The organism is Myxococcales bacterium (assembly GCA_016703425.1).
Lineage (GTDB): Bacteria > Myxococcota_A > Polyangia > Polyangiales > Polyangiaceae > JADJCA01.
On the sequence record JADJCA010000011.1, the window covers coordinates 190461 to 205622 of the forward strand.

20 protein-coding genes are annotated in these 15162 nt (G+C 67.6%); 9 read left to right on the forward strand and 11 right to left on the reverse strand.

Annotated elements, in window-relative coordinates:
- Positions 1–31 precede the first annotated feature (31 nt).
- Entirely contained in the window at positions 32–1087 is a 1056-nt protein-coding gene (locus IPG50_21495) for a hypothetical protein (protein ID MBK6694759.1), read from the reverse strand.
- Positions 1088–1321: 234 nt separating this feature from the next.
- Between IPG50_21495 and IPG50_21500 the strand changes: the two genes are divergently transcribed.
- The gene (locus IPG50_21500) at positions 1322–2041 is read left to right on the forward strand and encodes a methyltransferase domain-containing protein (protein MBK6694760.1); all 720 of its coding nucleotides are present in this window, start codon (positions 1322–1324) and stop codon (positions 2039–2041) included.
- Between the two features lie 44 nt (positions 2042–2085).
- Here the strand turns inward: IPG50_21500 and IPG50_21505 are convergent, their stop codons facing one another.
- Complete coding sequence (locus IPG50_21505) at positions 2086–3132, reverse strand: trypsin-like serine protease (protein ID MBK6694761.1); 1047 nt, start codon at positions 3130–3132, stop codon at positions 2086–2088.
- 149 nt (positions 3133–3281) lie between these two features.
- Positions 3282–3554 carry a hypothetical protein gene (locus tag IPG50_21510; protein ID MBK6694762.1) on the reverse strand — a complete coding sequence of 91 codons (273 nt, stop codon included), beginning with the start codon at positions 3552–3554 and terminating at the stop codon, positions 3282–3284.
- A gap of 141 nt (positions 3555–3695) precedes the next feature.
- Between IPG50_21510 and IPG50_21515 the strand changes: the two genes are divergently transcribed.
- Both IPG50_21515 and IPG50_21520 read left to right on the forward strand, forming a co-directional pair.
- Positions 3696–4106 (forward strand): hypothetical protein, encoded by a 411-nt coding sequence (locus IPG50_21515; protein ID MBK6694763.1) that lies wholly within the window; start codon positions 3696–3698, stop codon positions 4104–4106.
- Positions 4094–4900, forward strand: a complete 807-nt coding sequence (locus tag IPG50_21520; GenBank protein ID MBK6694764.1) for an HTTM domain-containing protein — start codon at positions 4094–4096, stop codon at positions 4898–4900. The genes IPG50_21515 and IPG50_21520 overlap by 13 nt, the downstream gene beginning before the upstream one ends.
- Here IPG50_21520 and IPG50_21525 read toward each other — a convergent pair.
- From IPG50_21525 to IPG50_21535, 3 genes are all read right to left on the reverse strand, one after another.
- On the reverse strand, positions 4893–5453 hold the full coding sequence (locus IPG50_21525) for a hypothetical protein (GenBank protein MBK6694765.1): 561 nt from the start codon (positions 5451–5453) through the stop codon (positions 4893–4895). The two genes, IPG50_21520 and IPG50_21525, sit on opposite strands and share 8 nt — an antisense overlap.
- A 4-nt stretch (positions 5454–5457) precedes the next feature.
- Positions 5458–6048, reverse strand: a complete 591-nt coding sequence (locus IPG50_21530) for a hypothetical protein (GenBank protein ID MBK6694766.1) — start codon at positions 6046–6048, stop codon at positions 5458–5460.
- A gap of 174 nt (positions 6049–6222) precedes the next feature.
- On the reverse strand, positions 6223–7173 hold the full coding sequence (locus tag IPG50_21535) for a hypothetical protein (protein MBK6694767.1): 951 nt from the start codon (positions 7171–7173) through the stop codon (positions 6223–6225).
- 192 nt (positions 7174–7365) lie between these two features.
- Here IPG50_21535 and IPG50_21540 point away from each other — a divergent pair, with 192 nt between their 5' ends.
- Together IPG50_21540 and IPG50_21545 are read left to right on the forward strand one after the other, a co-directional pair.
- Entirely contained in the window at positions 7366–7839 is a 474-nt protein-coding gene (locus tag IPG50_21540; GenBank protein ID MBK6694768.1) for a hypothetical protein, read from the forward strand.
- A 108-nt stretch (positions 7840–7947) separates the two neighbouring features.
- Positions 7948–8283 carry a hypothetical protein gene (locus IPG50_21545; GenBank protein ID MBK6694769.1) on the forward strand — a complete coding sequence of 112 codons (336 nt, stop codon included), beginning with the start codon at positions 7948–7950 and terminating at the stop codon, positions 8281–8283.
- A 149-nt stretch (positions 8284–8432) separates the two neighbouring features.
- Here IPG50_21545 and IPG50_21550 read toward each other — a convergent pair whose 3' ends face one another.
- Both IPG50_21550 and IPG50_21555 read right to left on the reverse strand, forming a co-directional pair.
- Positions 8433–8789, reverse strand: coding sequence for a hypothetical protein (locus tag IPG50_21550; GenBank protein MBK6694770.1), 357 nt, complete (start codon positions 8787–8789; stop codon positions 8433–8435).
- A 141-nt stretch (positions 8790–8930) separates the two neighbouring features.
- Positions 8931–9707: a hypothetical protein gene (locus IPG50_21555; protein MBK6694771.1), complete on the reverse strand. Its 777-nt coding sequence runs from the start codon at positions 9705–9707 to the stop codon at positions 8931–8933.
- Between the two features lie 222 nt (positions 9708–9929).
- On the opposite strand from IPG50_21555, the gene IPG50_21560 reads away from it, so the two are divergent.
- On the forward strand, positions 9930–10535 hold the full coding sequence (locus IPG50_21560) for a hypothetical protein (protein ID MBK6694772.1): 606 nt from the start codon (positions 9930–9932) through the stop codon (positions 10533–10535).
- A gap of 65 nt (positions 10536–10600) precedes the next feature.
- Here IPG50_21560 and IPG50_21565 read toward each other — a convergent pair whose 3' ends face one another.
- Positions 10601–11047: a hypothetical protein gene (locus IPG50_21565; GenBank protein MBK6694773.1), complete on the reverse strand. Its 447-nt coding sequence runs from the start codon at positions 11045–11047 to the stop codon at positions 10601–10603.
- Positions 11048–11137: 90 nt separating this feature from the next.
- On the opposite strand from IPG50_21565, the gene IPG50_21570 reads away from it, so the two are divergent.
- On the forward strand, positions 11138–12292 hold the full coding sequence (locus IPG50_21570; protein MBK6694774.1) for a hypothetical protein: 1155 nt from the start codon (positions 11138–11140) through the stop codon (positions 12290–12292).
- Between the two features lie 47 nt (positions 12293–12339).
- Positions 12340–12798: a hypothetical protein gene (locus IPG50_21575; protein MBK6694775.1), complete on the forward strand. Its 459-nt coding sequence runs from the start codon at positions 12340–12342 to the stop codon at positions 12796–12798.
- A 14-nt stretch (positions 12799–12812) separates the two neighbouring features.
- On the opposite strand, the gene IPG50_21580 is transcribed toward IPG50_21575, so the two are convergent.
- Entirely contained in the window at positions 12813–13121 is a 309-nt protein-coding gene (locus IPG50_21580; protein MBK6694776.1) for a hypothetical protein, read from the reverse strand.
- A gap of 566 nt (positions 13122–13687) precedes the next feature.
- Complete coding sequence (locus IPG50_21585) at positions 13688–14011, reverse strand: hypothetical protein (GenBank protein ID MBK6694777.1); 324 nt, start codon at positions 14009–14011, stop codon at positions 13688–13690.
- A 187-nt stretch (positions 14012–14198) separates the two neighbouring features.
- Between IPG50_21585 and IPG50_21590 the strand changes: the two genes are divergently transcribed.
- Positions 14199–15146, forward strand: coding sequence for a hypothetical protein (locus IPG50_21590; GenBank protein MBK6694778.1), 948 nt, complete (start codon positions 14199–14201; stop codon positions 15144–15146).
- Positions 15147–15162 lie beyond the last annotated feature (16 nt).

Genomic DNA, 15162 nt, shown 5'->3' on the forward strand with positions numbered 1-15162 from the left:
AGGTTCCTCGCGAGCGTGAAGTGGCGATGAGTCAGTCGGCGGTGGCGAGCGTGAGCAGGTCGTCCGCCGACGCCAAGGACGACGCGTCCTCCACGGCGACGAGGGCGCGCTGGGTGGTGGCGCGAGCGGGCGCGGTGGTGACGGAGACGGCGGTGATGTCGACGTCGCGCTCTTCGGGTTTGCCGTGAGGCGCCTGAAAAGCGGCGGGGAGCCCGACGACGATGCGACCGTGCTGGTGGTTCGGGAGCCCGAAGCTAACCCGCGCCGAGAGCACCTCCGCACCGGTCGCGCGGGCGACGAGATCGTCGCCGGCCGTTAGCTCGACGGAGGCCGCGGCGCCGACCGCGACGCCGTGTTTCTGAAGGAGCTTGCCGAGGTCGTAGCGCGCTCCACCTTGCGACGTTTCGAAGGCGACGTCGGCGCCGATGCGGCGGCGCTTCACTTGCCCCACGAGGCGACCATCCAGGTAGAGGCGCGTCCCCTTTTCGAGGGTGCCCTCGAGGTAGGGAATGGCCTCGGAGCAGGTGCGATCGTCGGCGCCCGCGTAGCAGCTCCTCTTTGCATGGAGCGCCGGCACGGCGCGATCGACGTAGACGAGCAGTTGGCGAATCTCGTCGACGCGGAAGGTGTTCTTTAGGCCGCTGGTCCACCAGCCGGTGCGGGGAATGCCGGTCCGCTCGAGACGAAAGTCGAAGAGGAAGCGGTTCGGCTCGCGGCGAAGTTCGGTGCCTTCGATGCTCGCGAAGCGGTGGCCGTTGCCGCCGACGTGAACGGCGCGGACGCGGGCCACGTCGACACCGAGCGCGGCGAGGTATTCGCCGAGCCGGTAGTAGCGAGCCTTGGGCTTGCCATCGAGCGGCGACGTCGTCGGGGCGAGCGTGGCCGGCACCTCACCAAAGCGGAGGAACGCCATGAGCTTGCCGTCGACGACGACCGGCGCGTCAACTTGCGCGCGGCGCCGAACACCGTGAACGGCGGTACCGGACTCTTCGACAGCGCTCCCGACGGGCGCGCTGGACTTCGGCTCTGCCGTCGCTGGCTTGCATCCCGCCACGGCAGCGAGCAGCACGAGAGGGAAGCGCGTCATCGAACGAGAGCGTTGCACTCGTCGTGCCCACGGCGCCGTTCCGCCGACGGCAAAAAACGCCGCCGAAGATGGCCGATTTTTCAACGAGTTGGCGGCGAAGGCGAGCACCACCCAAAGCGCGAAAACGTTGCGCCGTCGAGGGGCCGCCTCGCTGGATCCGAAGCGCGGTCGAGTGTCGCCTCAGGGTGCGAGTAGGTGGCGAGCCGACACGCCGAAGCGCCTATGCTGCGGGCGATGCTTCGCCATTCGCTTCGGTGCGCCTTCACCCCCTCCGTTCTCGTGGTTGTCATCGCCACCGCCGCCGGCTGCGCGGCGCCGCCGCCGCCGCCGCCGCATGACCACCGGGAGCATCACGCGGAGGACCACCACCCCGGCACGGTCCACCATTCGTTCGCCGACGCCGAACGCTGGAGCCGCGAGTTCGACGCCGTCGATCGCGACGGCTGGCAGAAGCCCGACGAGGTCGTATCGCTGATGGCCATCACCGCGGGCCAGACGGTCGTCGATCTGGGCGCCGGCACCGGCTACTTCCTCGCGCGCTTGTCGAAGGCCGCGGGGCCCAGCGGCAAGGTCATCGGCCTCGACATCGAACCCAACATGGTCGATCACATGGCGAAGCGCGCATCCCGCGACGGACTGATGAACGTCGAGGCGCGCCGCGTCGCCCTCGACGGGTCCGACCTCCCGCAAGGCGTCGACCGATTCCTCATCGTCGACACGTGGCATCACATCGACGCCCGCGGCGCCTACGCGAAGAGGCTCGCGGCGGCGCTGAAGCCCGGCGGCGCCGTGATTGTTGTCGACTTCACGCGTGACGCCCCGAAAGGGCCGCCAGCGAAGCACCGGCTCTCACCGGAATCCGTGATGGCCGAGCTCGCAGCGGGCGGCTTCGAGAGCCGCCTCGCCGAGGAGTCGCTACCGCATCAATACGTCGTGGTCGCGAAGAAGCGGTGACGCTGACCGAGCGGCGGCTTCGCCCCGCCGCTCGACGGCGGGCGTTAGTTCTTCGTGCCGTCGGCGTCGGCGAGCCACCAGGGCTTCGTGACGAGGCCGTGCCACGCTGCCTCGATGGCGCCGTCGATGATGAAGTCGCGGTGCCGATCGACGCGAACGGCGCCGCCGGCGTTGCTCTTGCCATCGGGCCCGATGGTGCCCCACGCGTAGACGCCGAGGACGCGCGGGAACTTCTTGTCGAACTTCTTTTGGTCAAAGACCGCGGAGCCCGAGTCGCCGCTACCGCCGCCGGGGCCCACCAGGAATTGCCCCGTCGTCAGCGTGTAGGAGTGCGTCGTGAGGACCGAGTGATCGGCGACGGTGCACTTGCCGGCCTTGTTCGAGGCACACTTGAACGGCACGTGCTCTGCGACGCGGCGCTGCAAGTCGCCGCGGTCCACGTTCGCGGTGCCGGTCACGTCGAGCGTCACGGGATCAACGGAGAACTCCTCCGTCACGACGCCGCGCCCAACGAGGGCCACTTCCTTCGGCGGGTGCTTGGCGATGTCACGCGAGAAGTCGACGCCGGCATACCGCGCCTCGGCGTAGGGCACCGGCTTAGCGAGGATCAAGAGCGCGATGTCGTCGTCGCAGAACGAGTTCGTCGCCGGAAAGAGGATCTTGTCGACGTCGTACCACTTGGGGCTTCCGACGAACAAAGACGAGCTGGTGGTGACTCGCGTGCCGCCCTCGCGGAACGCCGTCTCGGTGAAGTGTTGCTCGCAGAACAGCGGCGGCGTCGCGGCGCCGACGTTCGGCTCCGCCGTGTGCACGCAATGGCGCGCGGTGAGCACGAGGTTCGGCCCAATGAGCGTGCCGGAGCACTTCACGGCGCCCGTCCGGCACGTGCCAACGGGACCCACGGTCGCGTCGGTCACGAGAGGCCCGGTGCAAACGCCGACGTCAAACGTGTTGTTCGTGTCGAGGGCGCCACCGAGGATCGCCTCCTCGGATTCACCGAGATCGCGCGCCTCGCTGCTGCAGCCGGCGAGGAGCGCGGCGGCGGTGAGGACGAGCTTCGAGACAGAGGCGGAGGTGTTCCGTACGTTCATGGCGCGACTTCTACTCGCCTCGTCTGTTGCGAGTAGGGACTAAGCCGGAACGCTGGCAAGAAGTCCCCGGTCAAAGCGGGGGGCGCAACCCTTGCGCATCTGTGTCCAGAGGAGCGAGCGCGAGCGGCTTGGCGCGTTCGGGCGCGCCGTCAGCCGCCGTCGATCTTCGTGAGCGAGGCGCGGATCAGGTCGACGCTGGTGGCGAAGCGCTTGGTGAACTGTGTCTTCAAGGCCTTCGACTCTTCGTCGAGGGTGTCGATGATTTCGGCATAGTCGGCGAACTTCCGTCGCGCGGCGGCGATGGCGATGGTGCGCTCATCGCCTTCGATGGTGTTGCCAGCGGCCGCCTCGGCACCCTCGGCGATGCTCACCAAGTCCTTGCCGAAACGCACGAGAAGCTCGGAATACGCGACGGTGTCCATGGCTGTGTCTCTCGCGAAGCGCGCGACGCGTCAAAGGGAACCGACGAAATTCGCACATCGCGGGGGGGTGGCGACGAGCTCGGCGGGATTCAAAGGCTGGAACGGGAGGCCGCCCAGCGCGATTCCCAGTAGTGTCACCCGATGAAGATCGCGCGCCTTCACGGCATCGTGCTCTTCTTCGTCGCGTTCGCAATCCCCGCTGCCTCGTACCTCGATGGCAGCGGCCGCTTGGCCTACTCGATGTTCGCCGACATCGCCGAGTCGAGGATTGAGATCCGCGGCGAGGACGCGGCGGAACGCGCGTTTCCCATTGCGGCGACCAAGGTCGCGACGGCCCTCACGGGCGCCGCGCGAACGGCGATGGTTGGCGCGGATCACTTCCACACGGGCCCCGTGCACCGGATGATGCGCATGCACCTGGATGATCTCGCGGGCGCCGCGTGCCTCGTCGAGCCGACCGCTCGCTTCGTCACTGTGAGGCTCGTCGAGCGCCACGACGTGTTGGCGACGACGCAAACCTTCGAGAGTCGAAGGCGCCCATGTTCGCGGTAACGGCCTTCGAGGCTCGACGCCTGGGCGCGATTCGCGCTGTCGTCGGCGCGTTCTTCGTGGTCCGAACGACACCACTGCTCGAGTGGGTCCCGGGTCTGCTTCGCCATCACGGCGGACCCCTCTACGGGTGGCCCGATGAGCAGGCGTACCGCATGGGCCTCTTTGGCGTGCTCTTGCCCATCGCGCTCGTGAAGGCCCTCTGTGTCGTCCGAACGGGGGCGGCACTGCTCTTCGCTTTGGGCGTGCACGCTCGGGTGGCGGGCGTCACGGCTGCGCTTGCCGGTTACCTCGTCTGGTCGCAAGAGCCGCTGTCGTTCATCTTCACGTACAACACGTTGCTGGTGGCCACGCTGCTCGTGGCCCTCGGTGACGGAGCGGAGGTGCACACGCTGCTGGGTCAGAGAGGCCAGGCTACCGCATCGCCCGTGTCGAGCGTTTGGCTCCTTCGAGGCTTCGTGGTCTCGATTTACGTGTGGGGCGGCATCGCGAAATTGAACGCCGCGTGGCTCGCCGGCGAGACCTTGAGGCGCCTCGCCACCCATCGCTTTATCGACGGAGCCTTTAGCCACCTCGTGCTCGCTTCATCAGGGGCACGTGTGGCGGCGGCGTGGGGCACCGTGGCCGCCGAGCTTGGGCTCGCCGTCCTGCTGCTCGTCCCTCGGACCCGCGTCGTCGCCGTCATTGGTGCGTGCGGTCTGCACGCGATCTTCGAGACGACGGCGCACCCGGACATTTTTGGCTGGCTGATGGTGACGCTCCTCGCGGCATTTTGGCCGCCGCGGAGGACTACTTGACGAGGACGCGACCGCTGCCCTGACACCCCTCTTCTGGGGAGCAGTACCCGCCGGTCGATTCGCAGTCGCTGACGAGCGCCGTGTACTGACAGGTGAACGGTGCACGACTCGTGTACCTGAGGCAAAACGGAGACTCGGCGAAGTACTCGACGAGCCACCCCCCGACGCACGTGGTGGGCCAGTGCGGGCATAGAACCTCGCGCCAGACGCCGGTCTCCTCGTCGACCACACTGGCGTCGCACAAGACGGTTTGAGGAGGGGCTCGGGGCGGCACCCTGGACGTGCCCTCTGGTGCCGCCCCTGCTTCTGAGGAGCTGTCCCTACCGACCGCGTCCATGTCCGCGTCACCCGCGTCGTCGGGGCCCTGCGTGGCGCCGCCGCAGCCTTCGCCGCCGACCGACAGCGCCACCAGCGCAAAGCCGAGCGACGCCAGCCAAACGACGGGTAGCGAGCGTCGAGGCCGCGCGATCGTCGAAGACCCCTCGCTCATGGGCGACATACTCTCCTCCGACGGCGCGATGGACAAGATGTCGCTGTCCCGCCATGCGCGCATCGCGTCACCGCGCGGGGAACGCCGGTGGCCAAGCGGCGGCGGCGTCCGGCCCCACCGGCGTGCCGGGCCCGAGCCGCGCGATTCGCTCGCCCACGCGCATTACGGCGCCACGAAGCTCGGACACCACGTGCCCGGGCGGCAACTTTCCCAGATCGGCCTCCCAGACCGTAACGCGTTGAAGCTTGCCGCCACTGTCGCGATAGTCGACGAGCACGCTCACTTCATCGGGGATCCCCATCCGCTCTGGCACCACGGCACCGGCGCTCGAGAGCCGCGTATGGATGGCCGCGAGGGTTGCGGCGTCGCTCGCCTCGAGCGTGACCTCCCACCGAAGCAAGCGGTCGGCCTTGAGCCGCTCGTAGAACACGCGGCCATCGCGCGCGAACGCGAGGCGTTCACCGTCGCCGTGAAAGAAGCTCAGGTTGTGCCACGCAAGGTCGGGGGCGGCGCTCATGGCTGGGGTGGGTTTGGCGACGCTCACGGTGGCCGCGGCGCTTGGCGCATCAACGCCCTTCGCTTCGCTCGGCGCCGTACGCTGGCACGCCGCGAGCACACAAGCGGTCGCCACTACGAAGGCCCGTCGAGCGCCGAGCATGGAGGAATGTTGGCTCGCTTCAAACCGAGGAGCAACACTCATGTCCCGCGGTAACTGAGCGTCGGCTGGAGCAGCACGGCCCGCAACGCAAGGGGCCTCGGGCAGCCCGACGCAAGACGAAAGCGCGCCGGCTCACGAGGAGCACGGCGCGCTTCGTTCAGCGTGACACTGCGCTCAGCCGCGCGGCATGTTCGCGAGGATTCCCGTCACCGTCTGGATGCCTTCGATGGCACCTTCGCAGGTCGTGAACGTTGTCGCACTCGAGGCCAGCTTCTTGGTGTCACCGGCTCCGGGAACGAGTTGCGCGATGTGGTAGCGATAGCCGGTCGTTTCGGCGGTCAAGACGAAGCTGTCGCTGATCCACGCCTCGACGCCGTTTTCGCCCATGGCGCGGCAGATCGTGCCCGCCGGAGAGCGCAGCGTCGCCGCCCGGTCGGCGGCGCCGATCTCGTGCGTGCCGAAGATCGCGTCGTTGAACGCGCCGTCGTCACCGTCCACGCGCGGGGATTGGAGAACGACCTTGCCGTTGCCGGCGACGAGCGAGAACGTCCGCGCCCTGTAGTCGGCGCGCCACGCACCGCGGTATTCGCTCATGAGGCCCGAGAGGTCTGCCGACGCGAGCGCCTTGCGAACCGAGTTGGTCACGCGCTTGACGTCGCCGTCTTTGACGTACGTCGTGCGGGCGAGGACGACGTTGTTGGCACCGGAGATGGTTAGGTACTGGCCGCCGGCCTCTTGGGCCCGCTTGAAGTTCTTGGCGTCAAGGCCAGCACGCAGCAGCGCGGCGGCGCCCTTCTGCGCGTCCTTCTCGGACGCGTACGGCTTGTCCGCGAACACGAAGACTTGCCTCGACCCGCGCACGTCGACGGTCACGCCAAAGGTGAACCCTTCACCGCTCTCGGTCGGCTCGATCACCACGAAGGAACGAGCCGTGTCGAGGTCGCTTGGCTCCACGCAGCGTGACTGCTCGCGCGCGCCCCTCGGCGCCGTGGGCGGTCCGCAGCGGGTCGCAACCTCGCCGCCAATGACGGCGCCTTGGTCGACGTCCTCTTCCGACTGCGCGCCGGAGCACCCAACGACCAACGAGACAACGAAACCCGCGACGAGATAAGAAAGACCTTTCATGACCAGCCTCCAATGCGGGCTGGAGGGTGCACGGCGCGTGCCGGCGCCAATCACGGGGATCTTTATCGGCGCGCGTCGTCGCCTGCGCGAGCTGAGATCGCCTCATGAGTCACGAGGGCGCGTGGGAGCCTCAAGGTTGTTTCGGGGGCGGAGCCTCTTTCCTGGCCCGCCCAACTGAGCCATGGTGCACGCATGGCCCTCGATGCGGAGTTCGTCGCCGACTGCCCCTATGCGCCCGACGGACTCCTGCTCGAGGAGATCGTGTCTGTCGAACGCGAGGCGGGCCGCGTTGTCGCGCGAATGCCCACTCACGACGAGCTTCCGCTGACGCGAACGCAACGCGCCGACCCGGTCTTTCATCCGCGCCACGTCTCCGGCGGATTGATGGTCCACATGACCGGCATGATGGGCTTCGTTCACGCGTACTACGTGCTCGACCTGCGCCACCGCGCCGGCTGGATCGGCTACGGCGGCCGCATCCACGGCGCGCGGTTCAAGGCCCTCGCGAAGCCCGGCGAGCCCATGCTCCTCGAGTGCACACACAAGCAACTCCGGCAAACGCCGGAGAACGTGCTGGCGCGATACGACTTCCGCTTCACGCAAAGCGGCACGCTCGTCTACGAAGGCGACCAGACGGCGATGTGGATGAAGATCCCGGGGCGGTGAAGTCGAGGGAGCGTTGGGCGGCGCCCTGTCTTGCCGCGTCCCGTGGCCGCGGGTAGACCCGGTTCTACCGCGCGACGACAGGCGTTGCGCGCTCCACAGGGGGATCCCATGAAGAAGTTTCTCGTTCTCTACAAAGCGCCGAACTCCGCCTTCGAGCAAATGAAGAACTCCACGCCGGAGCAGCAGAAGGCCGGCATGGACGCGTGGATGGCCTGGAGCAAGAAGGCTCAAACGAACCTCGTCGATATGGGCGCACCGCTCGGCAAGAGCCTGCGCGTTACCCCCGGCGGCAGCTCGCCGTCGACCAACGACCTGGGTGGCTACTCGGTGATGCAAGCCGAGTCGAAGGAAGCGCTTGCTGAGACCATGAAGGGCCACCCGCACTTCATGATGCCCGACGGCGCCATCGAGATCGTCGAGATCATGCCGCTCCCCGGCATGTGAGGCCCCGGCCTTTGCGCCGCGGCATGTGACGTGGGCGCCGAGCCACGTTCGCGAGACTTCTAGTCAACGCGAACGTGGCGGACGCGCCATCGACCGACGGGGGGGCCGGACTGCAATAACGCGGCCGCCCTCGACGCGCGACGTTGCGCTCAGATGTCGATGAAGGTGTCGCTCGCGACGTTCGAGCAGGTCTGGCTGCCGCCGAGCCCTACAGCGATGCAGAAGCAGTAGGAATCGCACCATCCGCGGCTCAGGTGGTCTTTCCTGCAGCTCGACATGCAAGCGTTGTAGACGCACATCCGGTCGCACTTGGGCTTCTCGGCCACGGTGCCGGTGGACGTGTCAGTGCTCCCAGCACCGTCCCCCGAGATCGCCTGTTCGTTGACCGTTGCCTCTTCCGTTGCCGGCACATCGCCCGCTTCGACGTTGGCCGAACATCCGGTGGCGGCGAGCAGAGCGAGCGTGGCGAAGGCGATGGCGCTGGTGAGACCGTTGCGGAGGGACATGACGGGATCCTTTCGAGGGTGTGACCCGCCAATGAGCAATGCGAGTGCCATCGCTGGCGCCGCCGCGGCCTGCGCCTCCGCCCGCCGCGTCAATGGCGCGAGCGCGGCTGGCGCGCGCGCGCGCTCACGCATGGAGTCCGCCTATGGAGTCAGCGTGTTCATGGTGAACCACGCGATGGGATCGGCGTTCGTCGGCGCCACGTTCCCGAGCATCAGGACGATGTGATAGACGGCTCCGACGCCGCTCGCGTGGACCTTGCCGAGGTAGGTGGCCTTCCCGCCAGAGGGCGGGAACTTGAGCGACTTGATCGCGTACTTGTTGTCCGTGGGGTGCTTGACGAGCTCCCACCCGCACGCCGCTTCCTGTCCGGGGTAAGGCGAAGGTGTCGGCAAGTCTTGGCCGCCAATGACGCCCAAAATGTAGCCCTTGTTCGTGCCCGTGTTCTCCACGGCGCAGAGCATGTTCACGGGCGAGTGCAGGCTCGTCCACCAGACGGGGTAACCGGTACCGTCGCCCGGCAGCGGCGTCTCGCTGCGACCCCAAAAAGTGTACTGGAGGGCCAGATTGGTGCGGTCGAGAGTGCCCATCTCCACAGCCGCCCGGTACTGACCTGATTGGATCCCACTCTCGAAGTCCTTGTCGATCCCATAGGGCTTCACCAGGGCCGTCGGAATCGCATCGAGTGGGAACTGGAGCCCCCCGAGGATGGGGCCGACGGGAGGTGGGGGCGGCGGCGCTGAGTCGGGCAAGACGTTGCTGGCGGTCCCGGCGTCGGACACGACCGCGCTGTCGAAGGTGCCGCTGTCCGTCGCGGGCTGACTCGTTTGGTTGTCGTCATCCTTGCACGCGACGAGGGCCAGAGACGTTAAGGCCGTCACGCACACCACCGCGCTCCGCAAACCCCTCGAACGATCCATGGCGCAGACTCTAGTCGGCAGCGTGGCTCGTGCCAATTCAACGAGAACCGTTGACGAGTCTGGGGCTCTTTGTGCGTGTTGCCCTCTCAGTTCCGTTTCGAAGCGCGTCAGCTCTACGAGCCGGACCTCGCACGTTCTCGACTCGCGGTGGAAGCAGGACTTGTTTGCCCGCCCACTCCAAGGCGTTTGCGCGAGCGCGATGCGCGTGCCACCCCAACCCGCGTGATTCGAACGACCCCAGCCGCGATTGCCTGTCTAGCGCTCGCCACGGGCTGTTCGTCCTTTTCACAGATCGCTGCGGGTCCGGTCATCGGCCGGGAGCGGAGCGACGGTTTCTCCGGGGGCGCCGTCTCGGTTCACCACGGGCTCGGCGGTCGCTTTCACCACGACGGCTCGCCCTCGGCCACTGCGCGCCACTTTCTCATGCCCCTTGGCCTCGAGATGATGGCTCGCGTCGCCGTCACAACGCGGCTCACCTCCGTGGCCATTGGCGAGGGGTATTACCTCACGGGCGACGTCGGCAAGCACGTGGCCTTCGGTCGCGTCACCGGGCTCCTCTTGTGCAACGCCTCGGAGGCGCTGTTGTGCGGCGGCGGCGTCCGCGCGGAGGCCGCGTTTGGCTTCTCGCTCGGCGAAGAACAGGCCTTCGTCCCCGGCTATCTCGTTCACGAGCAGCGTCGCTACCGGCGGTTCGTCACGGCGGGCGTCTTCGGTGAATACACCGGTGAGTTCACCCGACGCGCCGAGGTTCCCATGGCCGGCGTACTCGTGGGCTATGCCTTCGAATCGGTGCTGCTGGACTTCTCGCGAGGGCAGCTCCTTCGGTAGCGCCCTGCCCCGAAGCCCGTGCCCGACGCATCCCGCAACCAAGCCCGTGCGACGAGAGCGGGAAGTCACTTCGTCGCCTGGTGCTCGGGCTCGCGGAACGCCGTGATGGGGTGCTCGCGCAGGAGAGCCGTGACTTCGTCCTCTTGGGGCTCGAAGACGCTCGCGTAGGGTTGGGGCGGGCGCCCGCCGAGCGCGCGGTAGACGACGAGGAGCGTGTAGCCACCAGTGACGAACGGCAAGAGCGGCACGTAGCGTAGCGCGAGGCGGTCACTGAGCAGCGTTGGGTAAGTCACGTTGAGCCAGATGCCCATGGCGAACGACGACGCGGCGACGACCAGCGCCGCGAGCCAAGAGACGACGAGGGTGCGGCGCCGCGACCGCATCTTGCGGACGACGAGGGCCCATTCTTCTGCGATCTCGGGGTCGATGCGGGCGGCGAGACGGGGGCCACGGCGGGTGTCGAGGCCGGGGTCGATGCGCGGGTCACGGCGGGCGTGGACGGAGGGTGCCATGAAGTCCCTATCGGCGAAGGGACGGGAGAAGTTGCGTGGGGCCTGGCGGCGCGGCGATTGGGCAGCCGACGGTGCTAGCCTCGACGCGTCGTGCGCCCCCTTTGCCCCATCGACATCGAGCGTGTCCGCGTTCGCGCTGAACTGGACGCGTACGCCGTCCTCGAGCGCGAGGAGCGACAAACGAAGCTCACGTTCAAGCGGCAAGACAACGCCGAGCGGCGGCGGGGGCTGATGGCCGCCTCGCTCCTTCTGACCAAGTCCATGGCGTCCGAGGCGTACGAAGCGGCCGAGGAGGCTCTCCTCGCGCTTGGCATCGACGACGACATCGAGCTCTTTCAGACCTCAACGGGCGGCCACGACACCGCGCGCTTGGTGCTCTACGGCGACCCGCTCGGGGTGGAGTTTATCAACGGCTACCTCGGCCAACTGGATCGTGGTGCGCTGTTGGCGGTTCTCGGGCACGAGTTCGGGCACGCCGTAGCGCACGCCGGTCACGCGGAGCACGCGTGGACGGCCGCCGTTTCGTCGCATCGAAACGCTGCAAACAAGCGCGCCCACCAGCTCGCGAAGGAGTTCACGGCAGACCGCTTTGGACTGTTGGCGTGCCGCGACCTGGATGCCGCTTTGCGTCTCGAGATGCGGACCATGGCAGGGCGATCGGCGGGAAGTATCGTGTTCGACACCACGAGCTACCTCGAGCAGAGTCGCACCGTCGTGGAAGACCTCTTGGCTCGAGGCGAAACACTGAGCGGAAGTAGCCACCCCGAGCACTACGTGCGCGCCTACGCCGAGTGGCTATTCACGCAGAGCGACCTGTACGTAGACATCACGGGTCAAGGACCCGCGACGAGGAGCATGGAGGAGGTGGACTCCGTTCTTGGGGCACTCCTAGGCATTCGGCCGCGAGTGCCGGCCCCGTCGGTTGCGACTCAATCAACCATCACACCACTCGCGGGTCCGACGACGGCCACCGCGATGACCGGAGCCACCACCGAGCACGAACGCGCGGGTCTGCTTACCGACGGTGCGCGCCAGACACTCTCCGCCGCCGGGAGTGCCATCTCGCACGTGGCCCGCGCGGTCGCCCCATCGCTGCACCGAGCGGCTGAGAGACTTCGTGGTGGTCTGAGTCCGGAGAACCAACCTTCGCAGCCGGCCCCGAGAGAGGTAGACCCGCTCGAAGAAGACCGCCGGGCTCTCGAGGCTCGCTTCGAGCAACTCGAGCGTGAGTGGAAGGACAAGTAGCGGCGCTCGGATAGCGCGCGCTCCGCTTTCGGCTACGCTTTCTCGACGTGACCACGCCGCACTGGACCACGGGCCCCGTGCCTTTCCTGTCGGACCGCGCTCGCCAGCGCGCGCCTCAGATCCTCGCGTACGCGGCCGTCACCGGCGCGGCGATGCTCATCTCTCCTGCCGGTGAGGTCGTGCTCTTTCACGGGAGCGCCGTCGACGTCGACGCGACGGCCTTGGCGCGGCGCGTAGCCCGTGCCGCCGCTCGGGGAGACGGTGAGGTCGCCACGTTGGCCTACGAGGGCGCGTGCGTCCACGCCACGGCGCTCACCATGGGGTGGACTCTCTGCGTAGTCTCAAACCTCGGTTCGGCGCCGCCGACCGTGCTCGATCGATTGCAGCGCGCTGGCAAGGCGATGCGGCTGGCGCTGCTCGATGTACCTCCGCCGAGCGGAGGGGGCTCCGCGAGCGGCTCCGGCGGCGCACCAGCGGAGATGGTGCTCTTCAAGCGAAGGAACTAGCGGGGCACCGTGCGTCACGCGCCTCCCATCAAGTGCTTCCACATCCTCCGTGCGGCCTCGCGAGCGTGCACAACGGTCACGTCAGTGCCCGCCGGCAGGTCGACGCCAGCGCCCGCAGCTTCGCCACGCTTTCGTACGGAGAGCAGCAGGGTCGCGACGTAACGCCCAGGAGCCGCCTTGTGCGAAGGCCAGCCGGCTGGCCGCGTCTTCTCGAGCGTCGGCACCGCAAGGTACTCGAACGCGTGCCCATCGCACTCGAACGCGGTCCACTGGACTTGCGCGACGGCGGCGTCATCCGCGTTGATGAGTGGGCGCTCGCGCACGGCCCTAGGAACTGCATCGCGTCGCTGATCTCGGATGGCTCTTGCGATGCCCGCCAGGCACCCGGGCTTACGGGCAGCAGCCAGGAGCGCGACCCTCAGAGCGGTCGGGTGCACCCGCGGAGCTTCCGCGACGATCGTTGTCGCTGCGAGTCTGATCGCCTCGCCGTGGCACCGCATTTCTTCGAATGCCACGGCCAAGTCGCGACCCGCTTGCGGCTCGTCTCCTAAGGCCCCCATCAGCTTTCCGACGGTTGCGTCGATGGACGTTGGCTCTGTGGATCGTTCGCTTGCAGGCACGACGAACCACGAAGCCAACATCGCATCGGAAGATAGGACAAGCAGGCGAGCCACATCCACCGCACACGGCGGGCAAACGAACGCGTCGCCCGGCGCGATCGCAAGAAGGCCCTCGAGACCGCCGCAGACGAAGCAGGCGTCCCTTCGGATCGCCGGGTCGACCGCGAGAACCATGCGTCAGTGTGACACGAGCGAGGTCGAGCGAAAGTGGCGGCGCGGCTGGCGCACGCTCCTCCGTCGGCCACGTCTCTCCGCGCACCCGTGAGGGTTCACCGAGTACCAAACAGCCGGCGCTGGGCGTCATTGATGGCCGACGACACCACGGCCGCCTCGCGCTTCTCCGGGTACCACTCCTTGTAGCGCTGCAGCCCGTAGAGCAGCGTGCCGTGAATGCCCATCGCGTCGGCCTTCCGGATCGGACGCTCCCAGATCGCTTGAAGCACGCGCAGGATCTCGGGCGTCTCCGGAAGGTCTTCGGAGTACTCCATGTCCTGGCCATCGCCTGGAAAGAGCAGGGCGAACTCGGGCTCGGTCGCCTGGAAGATGCTGAACGTCGCGTTCTGGGCGCCGTCGATGACCTGGATGTTCTTCATCGCTCTCGGCGACCGATACCACGAGCTTCTGTTTCGGCGGCGGTTCCGGTGTTGCACTCAGAGGCGCCACGGACACCGCGGGAGCTGACGTACGCTGCGCCGAATGTTCCGCCACCTCGCGCTCGTACTTCCGCTACTCGGGTGCAATGCGTCGTCATCCTCCGTCGTGCGTATTGAGGCAGCATCGATGTCAGTTGACGGCGCGCGAGTGGACCTCGCAGAGCTCCAACGAGCGGTCCGAGAGAAGGCAGGCGCACCAATTCAGCTCTTCACGGCTCCTGGGGTCTCAAACTCGCGGGTCACGCACGCACTCTTTGCTGCGGCCTTCGCTGGCGTACGCGACGTGGATTTCGAGTTCGACGGCAGCAGGTTCTCCGGCCGGTTCGACGACACGGGCGCGTCGACCCGCAGCGCGGGCACAGCGCTCTATCTGACCCTGTCCGACAGCATTCGGCTCACCTGGCAGAGCCGCAGTGCCTGCAGCATCGTTCCGGAGTCCACGTCCGTCCCGCTCACCTCCACTCGACAAGAACTGCAGGACGCGCTTGCGGGGCGATGCGCAGGCGGCGCTGGCCGTTGCTTCGACTACATCGTCCTCGACGCGGCGCCAGATGTGCCCTTCGAACGAAGCGCCCGCGCTCTCGTAGCCGCAGCGCCGTTCGGGGCGGGAACGCGCTTGCCCTTTCGGCTTGGAACACCGGTCATGCGCGCGGTCGGTGTCCCGATGAAGCGGGAGCCCCCCGTGGTTCCTCCGCGGCTCGCCATCGACCGCCTCTGCGAGCAACCGATCGCATGGCTCGGCGTCGACGAGATCGTCAAGGCCCTCGAAGATCGACGCGCCGACCTAGGAGCTTGCTTCGCGGGCCGCCCTTCAGCGGAGGCCACCTACGTCAGCCTCGCGCTCACGGTGCGGACCGACGGGCGCTCCACGGACATCGTCACAGACACGCGGGAGCTGCTCACGCGTGCCGCGGACGGCGGCACGGCGCCGACCGCCCTAACGGACGCTGCGACCCTCTCCTGCGTCATCGACGTTCACCGGACGCTCACCTTCCCTAAACACGGCGGACCGCCCCTCCGAATCATGTACCCCCTCATCCGCGAGGCCTCCTACGGGAAGGCCGCCGCCCCGTGAGTCCGCTCCAGCGCCG